Annotated in this window: 22 protein-coding genes, 1 tRNA gene and 1 pseudogene; 9 read left to right on the top strand and 15 right to left on the bottom strand. The window is 37.2% G+C overall.

The window, feature by feature from the left end; translation table 11 throughout:
• Nucleotides 1-127 precede the first annotated feature (127 nt).
• From G6W45_RS08965 to tig, 5 genes and pseudogenes are all read right to left on the bottom strand, one after another.
• Nucleotides 128-1,000 (bottom strand): annotated as a pseudogene (locus G6W45_RS08965) (magnesium chelatase domain-containing protein); the annotation flags it as partial.
• Complete coding sequence (gene def, locus G6W45_RS08960) at nucleotides 997-1,515, bottom strand: peptide deformylase (protein ID WP_194168249.1); 519 nt, start codon at nucleotides 1,513-1,515, stop codon at nucleotides 997-999. The gene def and the pseudogene G6W45_RS08965, both read right to left, overlap by 4 nt.
• A 14-nt stretch (nucleotides 1,516-1,529) precedes the next feature.
• Nucleotides 1,530-2,552 carry a diguanylate cyclase gene (locus G6W45_RS10020; RefSeq protein ID WP_194168248.1) on the bottom strand — a complete coding sequence of 341 codons (1,023 nt, stop codon included), beginning with the start codon at nucleotides 2,550-2,552 and terminating at the stop codon, nucleotides 1,530-1,532.
• Between the two features lie 8 nt (nucleotides 2,553-2,560).
• Nucleotides 2,561-3,151 carry an ATP-dependent Clp endopeptidase proteolytic subunit ClpP gene (gene clpP, locus G6W45_RS08950; protein WP_021090273.1) on the bottom strand — a complete coding sequence of 197 codons (591 nt, stop codon included), beginning with the start codon at nucleotides 3,149-3,151 and terminating at the stop codon, nucleotides 2,561-2,563.
• A complete protein-coding gene (gene tig / locus G6W45_RS08945) occupies nucleotides 3,151-4,482 on the bottom strand; it encodes a trigger factor (protein ID WP_194168247.1) in 1,332 nt (443 codons plus the stop codon). Before tig ends, clpP begins: the two co-directional genes overlap by 1 nt.
• Before the next feature lie 138 nt (nucleotides 4,483-4,620).
• On the opposite strand from tig, the gene folE reads away from it, so the two are divergent.
• Together folE and fliI are read left to right on the top strand one after the other, a co-directional pair.
• The gene (gene folE, locus G6W45_RS08940; protein WP_021090409.1) at nucleotides 4,621-5,193 is read left to right on the top strand and encodes a GTP cyclohydrolase I FolE; all 573 of its coding nucleotides are present in this window, start codon (nucleotides 4,621-4,623) and stop codon (nucleotides 5,191-5,193) included.
• A gap of 11 nt (nucleotides 5,194-5,204) precedes the next feature.
• On the top strand, nucleotides 5,205-6,497 hold the full coding sequence (fliI, locus tag G6W45_RS08935; RefSeq protein WP_430746646.1) for a flagellar protein export ATPase FliI: 1,293 nt from the start codon (nucleotides 5,205-5,207) through the stop codon (nucleotides 6,495-6,497).
• A 32-nt stretch (nucleotides 6,498-6,529) separates the two neighbouring features.
• Here fliI and G6W45_RS08930 read toward each other — a convergent pair whose 3' ends face one another.
• From G6W45_RS08930 to G6W45_RS08900, 7 genes are read right to left on the bottom strand one after another with little or no spacing between them, the layout of a single operon-like run.
• On the bottom strand, nucleotides 6,530-7,225 hold the full coding sequence (locus tag G6W45_RS08930; RefSeq protein ID WP_194168245.1) for a DUF4276 family protein: 696 nt from the start codon (nucleotides 7,223-7,225) through the stop codon (nucleotides 6,530-6,532).
• A complete protein-coding gene (locus G6W45_RS08925; RefSeq protein ID WP_194168244.1) occupies nucleotides 7,222-8,289 on the bottom strand; it encodes an AAA family ATPase in 1,068 nt (355 codons plus the stop codon). The genes G6W45_RS08930 and G6W45_RS08925 overlap by 4 nt, the downstream gene beginning before the upstream one ends.
• Nucleotides 8,290-8,301: 12 nt before the next feature.
• The gene (locus tag G6W45_RS08920) at nucleotides 8,302-10,047 is read right to left on the bottom strand and encodes an AAA family ATPase (protein ID WP_194168243.1); all 1,746 of its coding nucleotides are present in this window, start codon (nucleotides 10,045-10,047) and stop codon (nucleotides 8,302-8,304) included.
• On the bottom strand, nucleotides 10,047-11,723 hold the full coding sequence (locus G6W45_RS08915) for a fatty acid--CoA ligase (protein WP_194168242.1): 1,677 nt from the start codon (nucleotides 11,721-11,723) through the stop codon (nucleotides 10,047-10,049). The genes G6W45_RS08920 and G6W45_RS08915 overlap by 1 nt, the downstream gene beginning before the upstream one ends.
• Before the next feature lie 12 nt (nucleotides 11,724-11,735).
• Nucleotides 11,736-12,965: an OmpP1/FadL family transporter gene (locus tag G6W45_RS08910; protein ID WP_194168241.1), complete on the bottom strand. Its 1,230-nt coding sequence runs from the start codon at nucleotides 12,963-12,965 to the stop codon at nucleotides 11,736-11,738.
• Nucleotides 12,962-13,813 carry a deoxyribonuclease IV gene (gene nfo / locus G6W45_RS08905; RefSeq protein ID WP_194168240.1) on the bottom strand — a complete coding sequence of 284 codons (852 nt, stop codon included), beginning with the start codon at nucleotides 13,811-13,813 and terminating at the stop codon, nucleotides 12,962-12,964. Before nfo ends, G6W45_RS08910 begins: the two co-directional genes overlap by 4 nt.
• Nucleotides 13,810-14,280, bottom strand: a complete 471-nt coding sequence (locus tag G6W45_RS08900; RefSeq protein WP_085657943.1) for a hypothetical protein — start codon at nucleotides 14,278-14,280, stop codon at nucleotides 13,810-13,812. The genes nfo and G6W45_RS08900 overlap by 4 nt, the downstream gene beginning before the upstream one ends.
• Nucleotides 14,281-14,348: 68 nt before the next feature.
• Here G6W45_RS08900 and G6W45_RS08895 point away from each other — a divergent pair.
• Nucleotides 14,349-14,423: transfer RNA gene (locus tag G6W45_RS08895), tRNA-Glu, on the top strand.
• Between the two features lie 82 nt (nucleotides 14,424-14,505).
• On the opposite strand, the gene G6W45_RS08890 is transcribed toward G6W45_RS08895, so the two are convergent.
• Nucleotides 14,506-15,066 (bottom strand): manganese efflux pump MntP, encoded by a 561-nt coding sequence (locus G6W45_RS08890; RefSeq protein ID WP_085657944.1) that lies wholly within the window; start codon nucleotides 15,064-15,066, stop codon nucleotides 14,506-14,508.
• A 109-nt stretch (nucleotides 15,067-15,175) separates the two neighbouring features.
• Here G6W45_RS08890 and G6W45_RS08885 point away from each other — a divergent pair, with 109 nt between their 5' ends.
• Together G6W45_RS08885 and G6W45_RS08880 are read left to right on the top strand one after the other, a co-directional pair.
• A complete protein-coding gene (locus tag G6W45_RS08885; RefSeq protein ID WP_194168239.1) occupies nucleotides 15,176-15,925 on the top strand; it encodes a DUF4197 domain-containing protein in 750 nt (249 codons plus the stop codon).
• The gene (locus G6W45_RS08880) at nucleotides 15,922-16,800 is read left to right on the top strand and encodes a DMT family transporter (protein WP_194168238.1); all 879 of its coding nucleotides are present in this window, start codon (nucleotides 15,922-15,924) and stop codon (nucleotides 16,798-16,800) included. The genes G6W45_RS08885 and G6W45_RS08880 overlap by 4 nt, the downstream gene beginning before the upstream one ends.
• Here G6W45_RS08880 and G6W45_RS08875 read toward each other — a convergent pair.
• Nucleotides 16,797-17,522 (bottom strand): class I SAM-dependent methyltransferase, encoded by a 726-nt coding sequence (locus G6W45_RS08875; protein WP_194168237.1) that lies wholly within the window; start codon nucleotides 17,520-17,522, stop codon nucleotides 16,797-16,799. The genes G6W45_RS08880 and G6W45_RS08875 overlap by 4 nt on opposite strands.
• A 45-nt stretch (nucleotides 17,523-17,567) precedes the next feature.
• On the opposite strand from G6W45_RS08875, the gene G6W45_RS08870 reads away from it, so the two are divergent.
• On the top strand, nucleotides 17,568-17,960 hold the full coding sequence (locus G6W45_RS08870; protein WP_194168236.1) for an acyl-CoA thioesterase: 393 nt from the start codon (nucleotides 17,568-17,570) through the stop codon (nucleotides 17,958-17,960).
• Here G6W45_RS08870 and G6W45_RS08865 read toward each other — a convergent pair.
• Nucleotides 17,951-18,310, bottom strand: a complete 360-nt coding sequence (locus G6W45_RS08865) for a Fur family transcriptional regulator (protein WP_194168235.1) — start codon at nucleotides 18,308-18,310, stop codon at nucleotides 17,951-17,953. The two genes, G6W45_RS08870 and G6W45_RS08865, sit on opposite strands and share 10 nt — an antisense overlap.
• A 147-nt stretch (nucleotides 18,311-18,457) precedes the next feature.
• Here G6W45_RS08865 and G6W45_RS08860 point away from each other — a divergent pair, with 147 nt between their 5' ends.
• Genes G6W45_RS08860 through G6W45_RS08850 form a run of 3 tightly spaced genes read left to right on the top strand, consistent with a single transcriptional unit; the run spans nucleotide 18,458 to nucleotide 21,684 of the window.
• Nucleotides 18,458-19,393 (top strand): metal ABC transporter solute-binding protein, Zn/Mn family, encoded by a 936-nt coding sequence (locus G6W45_RS08860; RefSeq protein WP_021090401.1) that lies wholly within the window; start codon nucleotides 18,458-18,460, stop codon nucleotides 19,391-19,393.
• A gap of 3 nt (nucleotides 19,394-19,396) precedes the next feature.
• Nucleotides 19,397-20,902 (top strand): nickel/cobalt transporter, encoded by a 1,506-nt coding sequence (locus G6W45_RS08855; protein WP_194168234.1) that lies wholly within the window; start codon nucleotides 19,397-19,399, stop codon nucleotides 20,900-20,902.
• On the top strand, nucleotides 20,899-21,684 hold the full coding sequence (locus G6W45_RS08850) for a metal ABC transporter ATP-binding protein (protein ID WP_194168233.1): 786 nt from the start codon (nucleotides 20,899-20,901) through the stop codon (nucleotides 21,682-21,684). The genes G6W45_RS08855 and G6W45_RS08850 overlap by 4 nt, the downstream gene beginning before the upstream one ends.

The raw sequence follows: 21,684 nt of genomic DNA, 5'->3' as shown, positions 1-21,684 counted from the left end.
CTTTGCTTTTGTATTGTAGTCAACCATGAAATAATCCTTTTTAAAATAAAATATTTTAATAAATTATAAAAACAACATATGTTCGCAACTTTTATTGAACTATTCGCAACTTTTATTGAATTTCACAGCCACCACCAAATATTGAACTTTTTGTCGAGGTGTGATGTGGCGAGCGAAAAGCTCTAATACTTGTAAATTCGCTATCTTGAAGGTTTAAAGAGCGGTAAGCGGCAGACTTTAGCACCTCTTCTAGGCTTTGTGGCGCCATGATATAAACGAGGCGTTTTGCACACATGCTTTTGCCGCTACCTGGACTGCCTTCAAATAAAATATTGTGCATGCCAACAGCTGCAATAATGCAGGCTCTTTTAGCTCTTTCTTGACCCAAAACATCCTTAAAATCAAGCTCGAAGTTTAAATTTGGAACGTATCTTTTACCAGAAATTTCTATCACATTTGAAAATAGTTCATGAGTAGCGTTAAAACGTATACTTTTTGCAAATTCTGCGTCATTAAAAAATCTAATCGCTTCCTCTAGAGTACTAACCGCACAAATCTCTAAATTTGGGATCATAGAAGCTTTTTGCGCTATCTCTTTTGGCACTAAGACTTTTACGTTTTTTACCTGCGTGCTTAAAAAAAGTAAAATAGAAAATAAATTTGCTGTGCTTTTTACGCTTCCATCAAGCCCAAGCTCGCCAAAGACAAAAATTTTCTCTAAGCTTTTTACCTTTTGAAGGGCGATTAAAAGGGCGATACTTAGATCAAAATGTGAGCCACTCTTTGGCAGATCTGAAGGAGATAAATTTATGGTTATCTTTTGTGCTGGGAAGGAAAAATCAAGTGCTAGAAGTGCTGCCTTTACGCGTTCTGTACTCTCTTTTATGCTTGTGCTTGCAAGCCCAACGATGCTAAAACCAGGAAGCCCGCGAGAGAAGATAGACTCAACATCAATTATCTTTAGTCCATCGCCGTAAGTAGCACATCTTAAAGATTTCATGAAGCTTTTTCTTTTTTTTGCTTTTTGTATTCCTTATCAAATTTTTTACGTTTATTAAAGCCAATTTTTTCTATAAAAAGATGTCCATCTAAATGATCATTTTCATGCTGGATAGCGATTGCTAGAAGCCCATCAGCCTTTAAGCTTTGCTCTTTGCCAAAGCGGTCTTGATATTTGATGGCCACAACTTCATTTCTTTTTACATTTTCATAATATCCAGGCACACTAAGGCAACCCTCTTGGTAGATGCATTCTCCTTCACGTAGTTCAAACTTTGGATTTATGATTTCGATTAAATTTTCTTTATCTTGTACGCCCTCGTCATTGGCTAGATTTATAATAAAAATTCTTTTTGCGACACCTATCTGAATAGCAGCAAGACCGATGCCCTCTTTTGCAATCATCGTATCATACATATCATCAAGTAGTTTGTGAAGTTCCTCATCAAAATTTTTAACTTCTTTTGAAACTTCATAAAGTTTTTTATTTGGATAAGATAAAACCTCTAAGATCAAGCTCAAACTCCTACTTATTCACCCAAAAATATAGGCTGCTCATCATCTTGTGTTAGTATTAGTTGATCTAACGAGTAAGAGATTAATTCTTCAGCACTTCTTGTTTTTGTTATCATGCTTGAAACCACTTGGATGTCGAGTTTGCACTCTTCACCATCTATCTTCCAAGGTATAGACGAAAGCATATTTAAAATTCTACTACCGGCTTGTTTTGTGCCATTTTCGTCAGTATATTTCATAACCATAGCAAAACAGCCATCTCCGTAATGAGCCACTATATCACTTCTTCTAGAAGTTCTTAAAAGAAGCTGTGATATAGCTTTATACATATTGTTTCGCTCTTTTAAATTTTTAACACGATTTGTAAATCTATCTTTTGCTCTTACTAATAAAAACGATGCGTTATAGCCATATCTTTTAACGGCTTCTACTTCACTTTGTACTGTGGCTACTAGAAATTTTTTATTATAGACGTCATATGTCGTATCATAAATCGACTGCTCTTCAATAGATTTAAGCATCTTGGCTACTTCGTCATAGCTTACTTTAATGACATCAAGATGCTTATCCATAAGGCTGTTTAATTTTATTAAGTCATGGTTAAATGCGCTTAAAATATTTTGAAGAGCTAGGATATTTGTATTGTTTTTGAGTGCATCCATCCGCTTTTGCACTAGGCCTCTCATGATGCCTAAATTTTTATAGATTAGCACCACGGCTTGAAGCATGCTTTTTATCTGGATAAATCCTTGCTTTATCTCTTTTTCAATAGAGATATTACCATTTGTAGGCACTGAGATTTCAGAATTTGCGACTATAATATCACCGATCTCTTTTCTAAATTCATCAGGCTGTCCATCAAGCATTTTCTCAAAATAAATAGAGTAATTGTTTGGCGTAGATGGAACATTATCGTCGCTTAATTCATGCAAAACATTTTCTGAAAATCTGTAGATATCTACCTTTTCTTTTTCTAGAATATGTTTTACCTCAACCACTTTTTTCTTAGGGTCTGGTGCATTATCTATCTTTATCACTTTGGGCCTTATTTAAAACTTTTCTCCAAAATTTTATCAACAAGTCCGTACTCTTTGGCTTCGGCCGAACTCATAAAGAAGTCACGTTCAGTATCTTTTACGATCTTACTTAGCTTCTGACCTGTATTTTTGGCCAAAATTCCGTTTAAAATCTCTTTCATACGCAAAATTTCACGAGCTTGTATCTCGATATCAGTCGCTTGTCCTCTAGCGCCGCCAAGTGGTTGGTGTATCATGATGCGAGAATTTGGCAATGCATATCTTTTACTTGGCGCACCACAGCTTAGCAAAAATGCACCCATACTAGCAGCTTGGCCGATGCAGATCGTGCAAACATCTGGCTTTATGTAGTTCATCGTGTCATAGATACTAAAGCCACTTGTTATCACGCCACCTGGTGAGTTTATATATAGATAGATATCTTTATCTGGATCTTCAGCCTCTAAAAATAACAGCTGAGCGACGATAGAAGCAGCCATGCCGTCCTCTATCTCGCCACTTAGCATAACGATCCTGTCTTTTAAAAGACGGGAATATATATCATAGCTTCGCTCACCTCTACTAGTTCTTTCAACTACGACAGGAACGTAATAGCTCATTACTCGGCCTTCTCTTTTTTACTTGCTTTTTTCTCGTCTTTTTCTTTGTTAAATAGCTCACCAAATAGCTTCTCTTCGATCATTGACATCTTTATAGCTGGGAGCATGCCTTGGTTGCGGTACATCTCAAGGTGTGCTTTTGGATCTTGACCACTTCTATACGCCTCAAAATAGATCGCTTGAACGACCTCTTGATCGCTTACTTTTACGCCTCTTACACGAGCTAGTTCATCGATGATGAAAGTTAAACGAACGCTATTTTCAGCGTCTTTTCTAAACTCGTCACGTTTTTTAGAAAGAGCATCTTTGTCCTCTCTAAATTTTTTCATATCATCTGGAGTAAATGAGCTCCATGCGTTTCTAAACTGCATATCAATCTCTTGCTCGACAATATTTTTTGGCACGTCAAATTTAAATTTCTCGACCGCAGCTTCAGCAAATTTTGGCTTAAGCTCATCATTTATAAGTTTATAAATTTTCTCTTGACGGATTTGCTCTTTTATGCGCTCATCAAGTAGCTCTTCAGTTGGTTTTTCTTCATTTGGAAGTAAAGTTTTTAGCATCTCTTCATCTAGTTTTTCAGGAATTTTTTTCTCTTGAATTTCATGAAGTTTGACTTTAAAAACGGCGTCTTTGCCAGCTAAATGTGTAGCTCCATAGTTTTCTGGGAATTTAACCTCGATATCTTTTTCGCCACCAGCTTTTATGCCTACCATACCATCTTCAAAGCCTGGAATGAATTGATTTGAGCCGATCTCAAGCACATAGTTTTCAGCCTTACCACCATCAAATGCAACGCCATCAACAAAGCCTTCAAAGTCAAATTTAGCAAAATCGCCAACCTTTAGACCTCTTTTGCCATCAATTTTCTCAAGTGGAGCTATCATTTTTAAAAGTTCAGTTTTCTTCTCATCGATATCTTTTTTCAAAACACGTGGGTTTGAAAACTCAGGTATCAAGCTCTCATAGCCGCTCACATCGACGCTTGGTTTAAATGAAACTGTTAGCTCAACGTCGATCTTGCCATCTTTTCTATCAAATTTTGAAACGATAGGCTCGCCGATAAGATCGTCACTTTTCTTTCCTGCTTGTTTTATAGCCTCTTCGACTACATCTCTTAAAACATCTTGCTCAGCATCATTAGTTAGCTCTTTTTCGTAGCGTTTTAGCACAATAGCAACTGGCACATGGCCTTGTCTAAAGCCATCTACTTTCATAGTTTTTGCTGCTTTTTTTGCTAGTTTTTCTACGCTAGATTTTATAGCATCCGCACTTATAGTCGTGCTTGCTAAGGTATTTACGCTATCTAGAGCTTTTGTTTTGATTTCCATCTAATTCCTTTATGAATACAAATTTTTAGCCCAAAATATAGCAGAATTTTCCTTATTTCATTGTAAATTTGTAAATTTTTATAGATATAAAAGGCGTTTTAACGTAGAATCTGGCAATAAAATTATGGAGAAAATTTTATGCAAGAGAGTTTTGAAAATTCGGTTAAAAACATGCTAACGATAATAGGCGAAGATCCAAATAGAGAAGGCCTTATAAAGACGCCTGAGCGTGTCTTTAAAGCATTTAAATTTCTAACTAGCGGATATGATGAAGATCCAAAAGAGGTTCTTGGTGACGCACTTTTTACTAGCTCAAATAACGAAATGGTTTTAATGCGAAACATCGAATTTTACAGTCTTTGTGAGCACCATTTACTACCTATTATCGGCCGTGTGCATGTGGCGTACATCCCAAATGGCAAGGTTGTTGGCCTTAGTAAAATTCCACGCATGGTAAATATCTACGCAAGACGCTTACAAATTCAAGAGCAAATGACTGAGCAGATCGCAAAGGCGCTTGAGGACGTAATCGCTCCAAAAGGTGTTGGAGTTGTCGTCGAGGCTAGACATATGTGCGTTGAGATGAGAGGTGTGCAAAAGATAAACTCAACCACCACGACCTCAGCACTTAGAGGCTGCTTTATCAAAAACGCAGACACAAGGCGAGAATTTTTCTCACTTATAAACTCTCCTAGGGAAACGCATTTTTGAGCTTAGAGCATATAAATTTAAAGCTTAAAGAGGGTGTGAAACTCTCAAACACATTTGGCATCATAACCAAAATCACAGCTACAACTATCGAAATCACTGGACTTCGCCCAAGCATCGGGGACATCGTGCGTATAGTTGCAAAAGATAAGAGTAAAAATGGTCTTGGCATGGTTACACAAATAAAGACAGATGGCGCTTATATCAGCCCATTTGGCTTTGTTGAGGGCTTTAGGATAGGCGACTTCGTCTATGAGAGCGATCAGGGCATGAGCATACCTGTGGGGCCAAATTTGCTTGGGCGCGTGGTCGATCCATTTATGAAGCCCATAGATGGTAAAGGCGCGATTGATACAACCGAGTACATGCCGATCATGAGAGCACCGATAGATGCGATGAAGAGAGGGCTTATAAACGAGCCTTTTAGCGTCGGCATAAAGACGATAGATGGACTGCTTACTTGTGGTAAAGGGCAAAAGCTGGGAATTTTTGCAGGCTCAGGCGTAGGCAAATCAACCCTCATGGGCATGATCGTAAAAAACACACTGGCACCAATAAAAGTAGTCGCACTAATAGGCGAGCGTGGTCGCGAGGTACCTGAATTTATAGAAAAAAACCTAGGCGGCGACCTGGAGGGCACCGTGATCATCGTAGCGACCAGTGATGACAGCTCGCTCATGCGAAAGTATGGCGCATTTTGTGCGATGAGCGTGGCTGAGTACTTCAAACAACAAGGAAATGACGTGCTTTTTATCATGGATAGCGTAACACGTTTTGCGATGGCACAGCGTGAGATCGGCCTTGCGCTTGGAGAGCCACCTACATCAAAAGGCTATCCACCAAGCTCACTCACGCTCTTACCACAGCTAATGGAGCGCGCCGGCAAAGAGGAGGGTAAGGGCAGTATCACGGCATTTTTCACCGTGCTAGTTGAAGGCGATGATATGAGCGATCCGATAGCTGACCAAAGCCGCTCTATCCTAGACGGCCACATCGTGCTAAGTCGTGAGCTAACGGACTTTGGCATATATCCACCTATCAATATCCAAAACTCGGCCTCGCGTGTCATGGGCGATGTGATCAGTAAAGAGCACAAGCTAAACGCGATGAAATTTAAGCGTCTTTACTCGCTTTTAAAAGAAAACGAAGTCTTGCTTCGTATCGGTGCTTATCAAAAGGGTAGCGACAAGGAGCTTGACCTTGCGATCTCAAAAAAAGAATTTATGGAAAATTTCTTAAAACAAAGCTCAGAAGAAGCCTTTGCGCTTGAAGAGGTCGAAGAGCTACTTGATAAGATCAATCAGTAAATTATTTTTAAAGTATTGAACATAGTATAAAACTATGGAAATAAATTTTTATTATTGCACCATTCATCAAAATGTTTACATTTTTGCCTAATATTTTCTATGCCGATATTTTTAGCTATGGTGGCTCCATGTAATACTTTTCTGTATTTTGGTGAATTTAGAATTTTGGACAATCTATGAGATGGACTGGTATTATAAGAATTGTTAATTTCTTCTGGGTTTGGACACTGATTAACTATTGCTGATAAAGAGCTTATTAGAGTTGCTCTTTGATTCCAGTCGGGATCTGCTTTTACTATTTCGTTTATATCACTAAAAAGTAAGCTTTCAAATTCATGCGGTTGTATATACGGGAAAAATCTATTATTAGAAAAAATTGAATTTATATCGTCTTTAAATTTTTCCTCCAAATGTTTAACTTTTTTATATATATCCGGGATTGCGTTTAGTTGATTGTGGCCAGGGAAATTTGTATCAAGAGCATAGTAGTCAAACATAGTGGTTACATACGGGTTATCTTGTCTTCTTAAAAGATTAAGAACTTCTTGCTTGATTTTACTATAAGACAAACCGCCTCCTTTATGTACTTTATTGTTGCATATGGAGGTTTTTGAACAAAACGGCGTAATATAAATATCCTTTTGCTCGAAGTTAAAATGTGGAATAAATACGTCCTTTATAAATTTCTCTTCGGTTTGACCTTCGCATACTATATATACTGTTCTCATGGCCTACCGCCTATTAAGTTGCTTTTCCAAATTTCACCCATCGTATAGTCTTGTAGCCAATCGCCCAACTCTTCCTCTTTTAACCGCTCAAAGACCGTTTCTTTATTCTTTCTATCTACTACTATAATATCCTCTGGAGTAAAATAGTTTATAAGCTCTACCGACTGAGATGAGATAATTATTTGCTTTCTTTCGGCAACTCTTTTAATGAGTGCGCTTAGAATATTTATCGCAAACGGATGAAGCCCTAGCTCAGGTTCATCTATGATAATAGTATCAGGCATTAGCTCAAAAGGCTGTAATAAAAGAGTGGCTAAACATATAAAGCGTAATGTTCCGTCTGAAAGCATATGAGCTTTAAATGGGGTATCAGGATCTGATTTATCATACCATTCAAGTTGAATATAATCAGAGCCCCTAAGAATGAATCCACCAAAGAAAGGCGCTACATCTTGTATAGTCGAAACTATTTTTTCATAGTAATCTAAATAGTCATCCTTTAATCTTTTTAAATATGCGGAAATGTTTTGAGCATTTGCTTTAAATATTATATTGTCGTTAGCTTGGCATACGCCCTTTATGGGTGATGTTTCTCCCGTATCGTGAAAATGATAGAGTTTCCATTTTTGAATACCATCCAAAGAGTATTTGCCTACACTTCTTGATCGTGCATAGGCTTCTGCTTGAGATAGATTGCTTTCAAAAATATTTTCTCCTATTGTATAGCTGTATTCGAGAAATCTAACATGCTCTCGTTGTATTAGTAGCTGGTTATTCTGTGTTGGGACTAATGCAACGTCATAACCGTTTGATCCGAATTCAAATTTTAGTGATATTTGATTTGTAATTTTTCTTCCGAAGTATAAAAAGCTATCAGGACCTTTATCTAAGGTATGCTCTTGAAGCTGTTTATATAACATGTAGTTAACCATTTTAAAAACGGATATAAAATTACTTTTACCGACTCCATTTGCACCTATTAATATATTGATATTCTTTAACTCAAAATCCTTTAATGATTTTATGGATTTATAGCCTTCTATAGTAATTTTTTCAATTTTCATAATTTAACCAACCTAGCAATTATCATAACTTCCAAATCCCATCTTTTTATCTTCACCAAAACTTGAGTTTAGCTCGCGCTCTATCGTGGTTTTAAAGTCCTCAAAGGTAAAAATTCCATCATCTTTTATAGCTACTTTTAAAGCGGTATTTTTTAGTGCAAGGACGATCTGCGCACCACTTAGGTTAAACTCAGCCAGCCTTTCTACGCTAAAGCCATCTTCAAAGCTCGCATTTTCAGGCAAAATTTTACGCCAAATGGCAAGTCTGCCGTTAAAATCAGGCTTTTTAAACTCGATCTTGTAGTCAAACCTTCTAGAAAATGCGACATCAAGGCTTTGTAAGAAATTTGTCGTAGCGATCAGCACGCCCTCAAAACGCTCGATCTGCTCTAAGAAGATATTTTGCATTTGATTATGCATCTTTTCAGCCCCGCTTGAACTCTCTACTCTTGTGCTTAAAAACTGATCGGCTTCATTTAGTAAGAGTACCGGCTCACTACCACTTTTTTTGCAAATTTCTTTATAAGTATCAAAAATTTTCCTTACATTTTGCTCGCTCTCGCCGACATATTTGCTTAAAATTTTTGAGCAATCAAAGCTTAGAATTTGCTTCTTTAGGCTCTTGGCAAGCCCAACGGCGCTCATAGTCTTACCAGTGCCAGGCTCGCCGTAAAAGATGATCTTGGCGTCTATGTTTTTTCTAGTTTTTATGCCCCAGCTACTAAGTCTAGCAAGCACTTTTTTATCGACTTGCTTTAGTATCGTACTTAAAAGCTGCTTTGTCTTCTCATTTAGCACGACGTCTTCTAGGCTGGTTACTGGCTCTATTAGCTCAAAAATTTCTTGCTCTTTTACCAGGCTTTCGATCTTGATTTTTTTGCTATTTTTGTCATTTTTTGGGTGCATTATGCTTTGCAAAATTTCTTCATTTATAAAAAAGCTCTTGCTAACGTTGCCATAAGCGTTTAAGACCTCGTCGTAGTCGATTAGCGCGCCTTCGATGAGCCTTGAGCCCTCCTCTAAAAGAGCACTATTTTTGATGCGTTCAAGCTCGTCTTTGCTTATTAGCTCAACTAGCGTGTTTAGATCGCGGCCATTTTCAAAATCTCCCGCATATTCCTCTTTTAAAAGGGCTAAAAATATAATCTGCTCTTTTTCATCGAGCGAGTTTTCTTTAAAAATTTGCTCTATCTTTAGGCTGATCTTGCTTAGTTTTACGCGCTCGTTGATTCGCTTTGTTAGCTCAGAAATTTGTTCATTTATGCGCTTTTTGGCATCACTTGAGCCATCGCCAAAAATAGCAGCCTTTGAGTAAAGCTCCACCTTTAAAAACTGATCTTTTAAATACTCCAAATGATCTTCATATGGCGTAAGCTCTGGTAAATTTATATCAGCGTTGCCATCTTCAAGAATTTTTAAAAATGTGGCTGATAGAGAAATTTCAGAATGAAGCAACGAAAGCAGCCCTTGAGCTGAAGCCCTTTGCGTGCTCTCAGGTATTTTAAAAAGACTATAATTTTGTACAATCCAACCGCTATCAAGCAAATTTTTTATAAATTTAAGATACAAAAGCTGCTTATCATTTTGTGTGCCAAAGACTGCTCCAAGTAGCTCAAAAACGCTCATATTAGCCGTTCCTTGCACATAAGCCTTACTTAGATATTTTAAAATTTCTCCCTCTTCGTCGCCGCACTTTATCAGCTCATAAATTTTGCTTTTTTTGAGGTCCTGGTTTAAAAAATCAAGCAAGTATTTCACTAAAATTTATCCTTCATCTGCTCTATTTGCTCTTTTAATACACGTTTTAGTACCTTGCCAGTAGCATTCCTAGGCAACTCTTCGGCAAAATAGATACTCTTTGGTATCTTGAAATTCGCTAAATTTTTCTTCAAATGCTCCCTTACCGTCTTTTCATCAAGATCCATGCCCTCTTTTACTTGTATGAAAGCGACAACCTCTTCATCGGCATGTATGTCTTTTACGCCAATTACCGCTGTTGCTTCAACTGCTTCAAGTTTGTAAATAACTTCTTCGATCTCGCGCGGATAGATGTTGATACCCTTTGATATGATAAGATCTTTTTTGCGATCAACAATATATATAAAGCCTTCTTCATCGACTTTGCCAAGATCTCCGGTCTTTAACCAGCCGTTTATGATGGTCTCATCAGTGATGCTTGGCATACCATAGTAGCCTTGCATGACGCAGTCGCCCTTTACAATGATCTCACCGATCTGGCCAATTGGAAGCTCCATCATCTCATCATTTACGATCTTTACCTCATAGCCATCAAGCACAGGCCCTACACTTAAAAGCTTTTGTTTATCATATAAATTTGCAGCTACGACAGGTGAGCATTCGCTAAGACCATATCCCTCGACAAGTGTTGCACGTGGAAATTTCACTCTAAAGTCATCTATCGTCTGCTTTGCAAGCGGAGCCGCACCACTTACAAATAATCTAATGCGGTTAAACCATCTAAAATACCAAGGAATTTTTGCCTTACCGATAGCTGTATAGATGGCTGGGATTCCTAAAAATACAGTTACACGCTTTAGCAAAGTTTGCTTTAGTACATTTGAAAATGGAAATACCGACTTTACAAGTACCATAGATGCACTCGCAAATATCGGAAGCAACACCATTGCAGTTAGCGTAAAACTATGAAACATCGGCAAAAAAACTATGAAACGATCGCTTTTTTTCACTATAAAACGATCATGAGCTCCAATTAAATTTGAAAAGATATTTTTATAGCTTATCATCGCACCTTTTGGCTTGCCAGTAGTGCCTGAAGTGTAAATTATATGCATTAAATCATCTATTACCGGATACTTTGTGATACTAAGAGCGTATTTGTGATTTAGAGTTTCTGTAAAATTTATGTTTTTAACAAGGCCATTATTTTCATAGCCCTTGCTCATATCCTCTTTTGAAATTTGAGGTGTTGAAGTGAGATACGCGCTCTCGCCATACTCTTCGTCAGTGTCTATATATTCATCTTTTGAGGCACTTTGAAGTTTCTTTGGTATTGCTCCAATCCAGATTATCTTTCTTAAAATTTCAAGCTCATTTAATGCGATTAACTCTTTTGCAAGTGAACTAGATGCAAAAAGCACCTTTGCACCGCAATCGTTTATGATATATTCAAACTCGTTTGATTTTAAAAAAGTATTCATAGGCACTGCGATACCGCCAATAGCCGTTATAGCCAAATATGAAATGATAAATTCTTTCGAGTTTGTAACCGCCATAGCTACTTTATCACCAAATTTTACTCCAGCAAGTTGCAAATAAGCCGCCACTTTATCGACATTTTGCTTTAATTCGCGATATTTTAGCTTCTCTTTTTCTTCAAAAAGAACTACTTGATTTGGATTTTCCTTTGCTACTTTGGTTAAAATTTCATAAAAATTATTATAAGAGTATCGCATTATTGACCCTAACTAAAATGTATATTTAAAAGTCGTACCAAGGATTTGGATCGTACCAGTATCAAATTCCCCTGACATTTTTCCATTAGCTGTTGAAATACTTGTCGCACGCTTCTTATCACGGTGTTGATAAACATATCCAAGTGCTATTTCAAGATTTGGTGTAAATTTATAATTTACTCCAAAAGAATATACCTTAGATGTAGTATTTGGAAGCTCTAAGCCAGTATGCTTGCTACTTGTAATGTCTTCATCATAGGCAAAGCCAGCCATTAGCCTAAATTTTTCATTTACGTCATAGGCAAGACCTAGTCTATATGTATTCGTATCTTTTGCATTTTTAATGACTGGATCATCCATGAATCTTGCAAAAGCCGGATGCGAGTGAGCTGGACCTTTATCCATGTATTCAAAGTCATAGCCTTTAAATTTAGACCAATACGTCCTCTCAAAAGCTAGCAAAAGAGTAAAATCGCTAAATTTATATCCAGTTGCAAGTACAAGCTGTGCAGGAAGTGGGATCTCAACTCTAGTCTTTCCATGATAGCTTATAGGTGCGAATAGCCCTTTAAAATCAGCATCTGTATGGCCTTTAAGTTCTAAATTTACCTTTGAGCGGTAAGTAACGGCAAATCTTAAATCCTCAATAGGTCTATAAGTAAGTGCGACATTGTAACCGTAGTCCATGCCATCACCTTTTATCTCTCTGTAGCCTATCTGTCCAAAATCACTTGCTATCTTACCTTTACTATAAACACCTCTAGCACCAAGAGCAATAGCAAGCTTATCGTTTATGCGGTAAGCTACGGTTGGATTTAACTCAACAACTTGCAGCTTAAACCTTTTAGCGGTAAATGCAGTAGCTGGATCTTCCCATGATACACCAACAGCAGCAGGAACGGCAAGAGCTAAACCAAATTTCCAGTTTTCATAAATTTCTGGCGTTACAAAACTAAATGTACCAGCTAGCGAGTCAAATTTTTCTGATCTATAGCTTTTGCCACTATCACTTTTAAACTCGAGCTTATTTATATGAAACCAGCCAAGGGTACTTTCTATGTGATGGCGTCCATCTAAAAACATCATATTTGCAGGGTTAAAATATGCCGCATCAGCCCCAAAACTAAAGGCTACGTTACTAGCAGCAAGACCTAAAGAATCAGCACTTTGCTCAGGAACTTTATAACCTCCAGCATTTAGCAAAGTAGATGTTGCAATAATGCTTAATAGCACTTTTTTCATAGTTTTTCCTTTTCGAAATTTCTTAAAATTTTTATCTCGTCTTCCCAAATACTCTCGTCAATCGTCTCTAATATTAAAGGAATTTCGCCTATTTTATCATCATTTATTATATTTTTAAAAGCACTAAATCCAAGCTCACCCTTGCCAAGGCTCTCGTGCCTATCTTTTTTCGAGCCAAGTCCAAATTTTGCATCATTTAAATGCATACCGGATAAAAATTTATAGCCAATGATCGCATCAAATTCCCCCATAGTTTTAGCGTAGGCCTCTTTGCTTCTTAGATCATATCCAGCAGCAAATGCGTGACAGGTATCAAAGCAAACACCAACCCTACTCTCATCGTCTACTCGCTCTATCAAATAAGCAATCTGCTTAAAACTAAAGCCTAAATTTGAGCCTTGTGCAGCTGTATTTTCGATGACTAGCTTTACACCGCTTGTGCGCTTAAGTGCCACGTTCATGCAGCTTGCGATATTATCTAAACACTCTTTTTCGCTTATTTGTTTTAGATGTGAGCCTGGATGAAAATTTAAAAGCTCTAGCCCAAGCTTACTGGCGCGATCTATCTCATCTACAAAGGCCTCAAGCGACTTTGCTCTTGCCTCCTCATCTGGATGGCCTAAATTTATCAAGTAACTGCTGTGTGGCAAAACATGCTTTGTGCTTATGCCAGAAATTTTTAGATTTTCTTTAAACTGCTCTATTTCGCTAGCACTTAGCTCTTTTGCATTCCACTGGCGTTGATTTTTTGTAAAAAGTGCAAAGGCATTTGCTCCTATTTTTGCAGCATTTAATGGAGCGTTAAACACGCCTCCAGCCGCACTTACGTGAGCTCCGATATATCTCATTTTAACTCTTTTATTATCACTCTTATTTTGTTTTTACTATCTACAAATTTAACGTAGTTGTCGCAAACCTCGTATTTTATAAAATATGAACTTAGATCTTGACTAAAACCACACTCCGTATTCACCAAGCCTTTGCCATCATAAATCTTTTCTTTTTGCAAAATTTCTTCAAAAAGGCTCTCATAATGCGGGGCTAGAAAAAATTTCTCATTAAACTCAGTCTTGTTAAAGCAAGCATTATTTATGCAAATTTTATCTCTTATGCTTATATTTGCGGTATTTACGCCGGAGCTATAAATTTGCAAATTTAGCTCATTTTTATATTTATGGAAAAATCCAACGTCATTTATCTTGATCATCGGAGAAAATAAAGTAACTTGAAAAGCTTGTGAATTTTGCGGCGTTTTGGTAGCCACGCAGCCTGTAAAAATAAAAACAGACAACAAAGTAAATAAAATTTTTTTCAAAAATTTTTCCTTATTAAACTAAAATTAAGTATAAAAGAAATATAATCCCAACTTCATAACCGACATGTGGCCCATTCGTCTAGCGGTTAGGACATCGCCCTTTCACGGCGGTAACACGAGTTCGAGTCTCGTATGGGTCACCACTTCTAAAAATCAAAATCTTATCCATATAAGCTTTAAAATATAGTTAATCTTAAATATTATTTTTAATTGTTATTTTAAATTTTACTGGACTGTGCCGCTTTCAATTAAATGCGTTATTAAAATTTTAAAACCTAGAAAAATTAATATCGCTCCTCCCAAAAAGAGTGCCTTTTTCTCTAAAATTTCACCCATAAATTTACCTATATAAAAAGCAATCAAACTTAATGCAAAGCAGACTATACCGATGATGAGCGAGCTTTGAAAGATATTTATCTCTTCAAAGCTAAGTGTGACGCCAACGGCAAGCGCATCCACACTAGTAGCAAACGCCCCATACAAAATGGTCTTAAATCCTATCTTAAGATACTCGCACTCCTCTTTGCTACAGGCCTCTTTAAACATTCTAAAACCAAGAAAACAAAGTATAAAAAATGCGATGAAATGATCAACCGAGCTTATAAATTTTGCAAAACTAACACCTAAAAGATAACCAAGAAGCGGCATAAGAAACTGAAAAAAACCAAGCATAAAAGCAATAAATAAAATTTTATTAAGAGCTAAATTTTTATACCTTGCGCCATTTGCCATATTTAGTGCCGCACTATCCATACTAAGAGCAAAGCTAAGAAGTAAAAGTTGCATAGTCTTCCTTTAAAAAAAGGGTGAATTCTAGTGCAAAAAGATTAAATTTATTTTAAGTGTTTAGATATTTTTTGTATGATTTTGCTCTAAATTTTAAAAAGGAGAGAAGATGAAAAGATCTCTTGTTATTCTTTGTGGCGCGCTTGCTTTAAATTTACAAGCCACAAATATGGATGATATGATAAACAAAGGTGTGAAAATCGCCACTCACGCATCAAGTGGCGATTATAAAAGCCTAGTTAGCGAGGCACTAAATGCCGCTGTTAGCGAGCTTTCAAAAGAGGGCTTTATAAACAATGCCACAGCTAAAATTCCACTTCCAAAAAGCCTTGAGATGGCGTCAAATTTAGCCAAAAAAGTAGGCGGCGAGAAGTGGGCGCAGGATCTTAGCAAGTCGATAAACAATGCCGCAACCACAGCCGTACCAAAGGCTGCTGAAATTTTTAGCGAGAGCATAAAAAATATGAGCGAGGCCGATGTCAAAAAGCTCTTTAATGGCGACAGTGACAGCGTTACAAAATATTTGCAGCAAAGCTCCAGCCAAAAGCTAAAGGCAGCTTTTACACCGATAATTGAAAAAATGATGAGTGATAATAGCTTTGCGACTGCCTATAATGGGCTAAATTCTTTCATAGGCGGCTCAGTAAAAAACAACGAAACTATAAAATCAGTAAAGAGCCTAGCTAAAAATTTAGGCGCAAGCGAGTATGTGCCAGATGATGGCGAGGATCTAAATGCATACATCACAAGAAAGACGCTAGATGGGCTATTTAACGTGATGAGTGAGAAAGAAAAGGGGCTAAGAAGCGGCTTTAGCCTAGATAGTGGCAAAAAGGTACTTGACTCGATCTTTAAATGAAAAATTTAAGCGCGCAAAACAAAGCCGACATCGCACTCATTGTAGTTGCCATCGTTTGGGGCGCTACGTTTTTACCTATGGCAAAAGCACTAGAAACAAATAGTGTCTTTGTTATGCTCTTTTGTAGATTTTTTATTTCCGCTATCTTTATGGGGCTTATAGCATTTAAATTTTCTAAAATTTTTGATAAAAAAAGTGTGGTTTATGGCACTATTCTTGGTGTAGTTCTTTTTGGTTCGTTTGTTGCTCAAACTTACGCTCTAAAGCTTACTTTTAGCTCAAGTGTTGCCTTTATTACAGGGCTTGAGTGTGTGATCGTGCCTTTTATGGCGGCTTTTATTTTTAAAAATAAGATAACCATTTTTGCTATTTTAGGCGCTATCGTCGCTATTTTTGGGCTTTGGCTCTTAAGTGGCGCCACGCTAGCACTTGGGAGCGGAGAGGCGCTAGCGCTTGCCTGCGCTATATTTTACGCACTTTATACTACGCTAAATGGCCACTTTGTTAGAAAGAGCGAGCTTTATTTGCTTGTCTTTGTGGTCTTTCTCACAAATGCCATGCTTTCGCTTGTTTTCGCGCTTTTTCAAGGCACTATCGTGCCAAATTTTGATAGGGAATTTTTCATAGCGATATTTATCACGACGGTGATTGGCACCATATTTTGCTACTTCGTGCAAACGATCGCTCAAAGATATACGACCGCTAGCAAGGCGGCCTTGTTTTTTTGCCTAGAGCCAGTCTCAGCTGGGCTAATTGGCTACTTTTTTGCTGGTGAGCTACTTAGCATCTTGCAATTTTTTGGAGCCATGCTCATCATCTTTGGTGTCATTTTTAGCGAATTTGGCAAGCAAATTTGCTATAAATTTAAGCCTTAAAAGACAAAAAGCTTCATTTGTGAGTCTATTTTCTCATCTATAAACTCGCCTTCAAATCTCTCTTTTAACATCGCTAAAACCGTCTTTTCATCGTAGTTTTTAGCTCCGTTTATCTCAAGATGCCAGCAGATATTTTCAGCTGCTTCTTGCACGCTTCGTCTAGCTATCCTAGTTTCGTTTAAAATTTCACTCTTATAAGCGATGCCTTGCTCGTTTAGCCACGCTTCAAGCCTATCTACGACATTTTTTTGAGAGAGCACGCGGCCAAATTTTTCAAAAAATGGCTCAAGTAGATCAGAGCTTCTAGGCTTGTCCCAGCCAAGATAGAGCTTTTGCTTGGCGCAGTTTTGAAATTTAGCAAAATCTTCATCGCTCGCAATGGCCGGGCTCATCGTGCAAATGGCGATATCAAAGTGCCTTGCTGGCTTAAATTCTCTCCACGAGCAAACCTTGCTACTTAAATTTGTCACGCCAAATCTCTTTGCGTCTTCATTTAAAATTTCTATCATTTTTTCTGAGCTATCGATGCCTGTTATATGTTTAGCCGTTTTTGATAAAAATATGCTCCAAACGCCTGTGCCACAGCCGATATCAAGGATATCTTTGCCGCTAAAATCAACTCCCCAAGCTAAGGCTTTGGCAAAAATTTGCTGCTGGATAGCGCTGATATTGCCGTCAAATCTTTGGTAGTTTGACGCCTTTTTATCCCATAAATTTTGCATTTTAGCTCCTCTTTTTGGTTATAATTTTAGCAAAAAAGGCTAAAAATGAGAGATTTTATATATCACGTCACCATCCCACCACAAGCCATCGACATGCACGGACACATGAATAATGTCTATTATTTCACGCTTATGCAAGAGGCCGCATTTGCTCACTCTGCCGCTGTTGGCGACACGGTCGAGGCGCAGTATAAAAGGGGCGAAATTTGGCTCATTAGAAAAAATGAAGCAAAATATATAAAAAGCGTAAAATTAATGGATGAGATAGAAATTCACACTTACACACAAGTTGAAGGCAAAGCGACTTCGTGTAGATATTTTGAGTTTAAAAAAGATGGCGACCTAATAGCAACTGGCAAAACCGAGTTTGTTTATGTTGATCTAAAAACAAATCGCCCAAAAGCCATTCCAGCTGAGATCATCGCACTTTACTCGTGATCACACTCATCACAAACGCCTTTTATCACGGCGCTTTTTATATTTTTAGCGACGTTTAGATGTGGCATATCGATGTTTGTGACTTTATGACAGATATCGCAGATAAAGTACGCTTTTGCCTCATTTGCTAGTTCGTAGTAGCTTTTATGATTATTTTCAGTTTTTATGACAAGGCTCTTTTTTTCAAAAATTTCTATGCTTCTATAAAAAGTAGTTTTATTTGCATTAAGGCTTTCTAAAATTTCATCATAACTTAATGGAGTTTTGGCATTTTGCAAAATTTCAACGAGCTTTATGCGAAAAGTAGTTGCCTTGATACTATGCTCTTCCAAGAAATTTCTTGCATTCATCCTTGCCCTTTTTATTTTTTGTATATTAACGCTAAAAGTTTTAAATTTCATTTAAAAAGCACTATATTTAGGCTTTCGTTCTTTAAGTTGCAACCAAGTTGCAATCTGCTAAACTTCCGCAATATTTTTTCAAATAAAGGAGAGATGGTGAGAAAGATTTTTGTTTTTTTAGCAGTTTGCGCTTTGTCGCTTTTTGCAAAGCCAGTTGTTACGACTAGTATATTGCCTACAAAATTTTTTGTTGAGCAGATTGCTGGTGATACACTAAGCGTAAATACAATGGTTGGCAAAGGTGCTGATCCGCACACTTATGAGCCAAAACCAAAACAGATGAAGGAGCTTGAAAAGAGCGAGCTTTACTTTGCTATTGGCATTGAGTTTGAAGATACTTGGCTAGAGCGTTTTTCAAAATCTTTTAAAAATTTACACATTGTAAAAACACAAGAAGGTATCGAAAAGATCGCTATGAGCGATGAACATGAGCATCATGAACACCATGAACATCACGAGCACAAGCACGAGGGCGAGCATAAACATGAGCATCACGAGCACCATGACCATGACCACGAAGCTGGCGAACATCATCACCATCATCATGATGGCCTTGATCCGCACATTTGGCTTGATCCAGTTTTAGTAAAAACTCAAGCTGATAATATAGCCAAGGCATTAATAGAGAAATTTCCGCAAAATGCAAAACTTTATGAGGAAAATTTAGCTAAATTTAAAGCTAATCTTGACGAGCTTGATAGTTTTATAAAAAATACTCTAAAAGATGTTAAAACTCGCGAATTTATCGTATACCACCCATCTTGGGGATATTTTGCAAAACGTTATAATTTAGAGCAAATCGCTATCGAGATAGAGGGCAAAGAGCCAAAGCCAGCTGAGCTAAAAGAGCTCATCGAAGAGGCTAAAGAGCACGGTGTAAAGGTTATTTTCGTGGCTCCGCAGTTTCCAACTAAGGCTGCGAATTTAGTAGCAAAAGAGACTGGCTCAAAGGTCATAAGCATTGATCAGCTCCCAGAAAATTGGCTAGATGAGATGAAAAAAACAGCAGAAATTTTTGCTAAGAGTCTATAAAAAATGTTAGCACGCCTGATTGTCATTTGCTTTTTTGCTATAAATGCCTTCGGGTGTGCTCTTTGCTCGCTTTATAGCCCGACCGCTCACGTGAGCGTAAAATTTGACTCAAACGAAAACAATATCACTACAATTGCTTTTTCATGGACATTTTCACAAAATTTCTCAGAGCTTATGAGGCAAAATTTTGACCTAAATCAGGATGAAAAGATAGATGAAAGCGAGATCAAAAAGATCCGCTTAAATTTACTTGATTATCTTGTGCCAAGGCACTATTTAACGAATATTGAGTACTTTTACAAAGATGAAAATGCTACAAAGCTTGAGCTAAATTTAAAAAAGTATAAACTCTATTTTGATGAGGGCAGATTAAAATTTGATGTTAGTTTTAAGACAAATTTGCTTATCAAAGATGGCTTTGTGGTGTCTGTTGAAATGGACGACAAAGAGGGATATTTTAATTTTAAATTTACACAAAACAACGCATTTTTAGTATCAGATCAGTTTTGGACGATACCAAATCCAAATGCAAATTTAATATTTTTTACATTTTCAAGTAAGGCTGCAGCCAAAGCTCATAACGAAAAGCCTGCATTAAAAGAGCTTCTAAAAGAGCCAAACTCAGTAAATTTTGAAGATGAAAATTTAAGCCAGATCGATAAGATCGATGAAGCTAAGTTTGATCTTGTTTCAAAAACAAGTCTAAGCATGCTTGATAGATTAAAGCAAATTCTAAGAAATTTTGATCAAAAAAGTCCGCTAACTCTACTATTTTTAGCGCTAATATCATTTGGTTATGGCTTTTTGCACGCTGCATCTGCGGGGCATGGCAAGGTGCTTACAAGCTCTTATTTTGCCGCAACTGGTGGAAGCTACGCCAAAGCCTTTTTCTTCTCTTTAAAGATCGGATTTTTACATGTTGTGGGTGCGTTTATTTTTGTGCTTGCTAGTTTTATGATATTACGTGAGATCAGTAGCGATCTGACAAAAGATACAGCAAGTGCTACGACAGCATTTTCTGGCATTATTATCTTTTTTGTAGCGATTTTTATGCTTTATAAAAAGGTCAAAATTTATCTTTCAAGCAAAAAAGAGTTAAATAAATTTTATATTTTTAGCTCAAGTTTAAGCCAAAATTTGAGTAAAAATACAAAATTTATTAGCGACTGTGGCTGTAATATCTGCACTACAAAAAAACCAAAAAGCAAAGAAGAATGGCTGGTTGCGGCTGCTGCGGCACTTATTCCTTGTCCTGGCACGATACTTGTCTTTGTGCTAGCAAATGAGCTAGGCAGCTACTTTGCAGGCGTTATAAGTGGCCTATTTATGGCGCTTGGCATGAGCGCAGTGATATTTTTAGCGGCTGTTTTTGGAGCCAAGATAAATGAGAGCACAAACATTAAGCTAAAAAAGTTTAAAATCTATGCCGAATTTATGGCACTTAGCGTTATGCTTTGGCTTGGACTTTTTATTTTTACTACGACATTTACGCAAAAGAGTCTGTTTTGAAAGAAATTATAAAAATTAAAAATTTAAACTTTAGCTACGATAAGCAAGTGGTTTTAGAAGGTATCAATTTAGATTATAGTAGCGATGAGTTTTTAGCTATCATCGGTCCAAATGGTGGTGGCAAAAGCACACTTTTAAAGCTTATCTTAGGACTACTTAAGCCTCAAAGTGGCGAGATAAAGCTCTTTGGAAAAGAGCCAAGCGAAGTCAGTAAATTTATAGGTTATGTGCCTCAAAATTTTCTCTCAAATCAAAGCTTTCCAATGATGGTTTTAGAAGTAGTTTTAATGGGACTAATAGACAAAAAAATTTTTGGTTTTTACTCGCGAGGTGAGAAACAAATGGCTCTTGGTGCCCTTGAGAAAGTTGGCATGAAAGAATTTGCAAGCGCTAGAATTGGTGAGCTAAGCGGTGGTCAAAGACAGCGTGTATATATCGCAAGAGCGCTTTGTGCAAATGCAAAAGTTCTCGTTTTAGACGAACCAACAGCTAGTATCGACACAAAGGGCCAGGCTGAAATTTATGAAATTTTAAAAAATATAAATGCAAGTGGTGTTGGCGTAGTTTTAGTAAGTCACGATCTAAATATCGTGCTAAATTATGCTACAAAAATCGCCTATGTGAGTAAAAATTTGCATATCCATAAAACTCATGAAGATACTGCAAAAAGAGAATTTATAGAGCATTTGGCAAAATCTCATAGCCATTTTTGCGACGTCGAGATCGCACTTGGTGAATGTGAGTGCAAAATCAAAAGTAATGTTTTTAAGCTAAAGAGATAA

Source organism: Campylobacter concisus, from assembly GCF_015229955.1.
In the GTDB taxonomy this organism is placed as follows: Bacteria; Campylobacterota; Campylobacteria; order Campylobacterales; family Campylobacteraceae; genus Campylobacter_A; species Campylobacter_A concisus_AT.
Note: the sequence above shows the minus strand (reverse complement) of the source record. Positions and strands in the feature narration are given on the sequence as shown.

Excerpts from the sequence above, each read along its gene's own strand:
- G6W45_RS08855 (WP_194168234.1), top strand. The coding sequence starts at position 19,397 with ATGTTAGCACGCCTGATTGTCATTTGCTTTTTTGCTATAAATGCCTTC.
- G6W45_RS08930 (WP_194168245.1), bottom strand. The coding sequence starts at position 7,225 with ATGAGAACAGTATATATAGTATGCGAAGGTCAAACCGAAGAGAAATTT.
- clpP (WP_021090273.1), bottom strand. The coding sequence starts at position 3,151 with ATGAGCTATTACGTTCCTGTCGTAGTTGAAAGAACTAGTAGAGGTGAG.
- G6W45_RS08870 (WP_194168236.1), top strand. The coding sequence starts at position 17,568 with ATGAGAGATTTTATATATCACGTCACCATCCCACCACAAGCCATCGAC.
- G6W45_RS08880 (WP_194168238.1), top strand. The coding sequence starts at position 15,922 with ATGAAAAATTTAAGCGCGCAAAACAAAGCCGACATCGCACTCATTGTA.
- G6W45_RS08865 (WP_194168235.1), bottom strand. The coding sequence starts at position 18,310 with ATGAATGCAAGAAATTTCTTGGAAGAGCATAGTATCAAGGCAACTACT.
- G6W45_RS08890 (WP_085657944.1), bottom strand. The coding sequence starts at position 15,066 with ATGCAACTTTTACTTCTTAGCTTTGCTCTTAGTATGGATAGTGCGGCA.
- G6W45_RS08915 (WP_194168242.1), bottom strand. The coding sequence starts at position 11,723 with ATGCGATACTCTTATAATAATTTTTATGAAATTTTAACCAAAGTAGCA.
- tig (WP_194168247.1), bottom strand. The coding sequence starts at position 4,482 with ATGGAAATCAAAACAAAAGCTCTAGATAGCGTAAATACCTTAGCAAGC.
- folE (WP_021090409.1), top strand. The coding sequence starts at position 4,621 with ATGCAAGAGAGTTTTGAAAATTCGGTTAAAAACATGCTAACGATAATA.
- G6W45_RS08925 (WP_194168244.1), bottom strand. The coding sequence starts at position 8,289 with ATGAAAATTGAAAAAATTACTATAGAAGGCTATAAATCCATAAAATCA.
- nfo (WP_194168240.1), bottom strand. The coding sequence starts at position 13,813 with ATGAGATATATCGGAGCTCACGTAAGTGCGGCTGGAGGCGTGTTTAAC.
- G6W45_RS08875 (WP_194168237.1), bottom strand. The coding sequence starts at position 17,522 with ATGCAAAATTTATGGGATAAAAAGGCGTCAAACTACCAAAGATTTGAC.
- G6W45_RS08885 (WP_194168239.1), top strand. The coding sequence starts at position 15,176 with ATGAAAAGATCTCTTGTTATTCTTTGTGGCGCGCTTGCTTTAAATTTA.
- G6W45_RS08910 (WP_194168241.1), bottom strand. The coding sequence starts at position 12,965 with ATGAAAAAAGTGCTATTAAGCATTATTGCAACATCTACTTTGCTAAAT.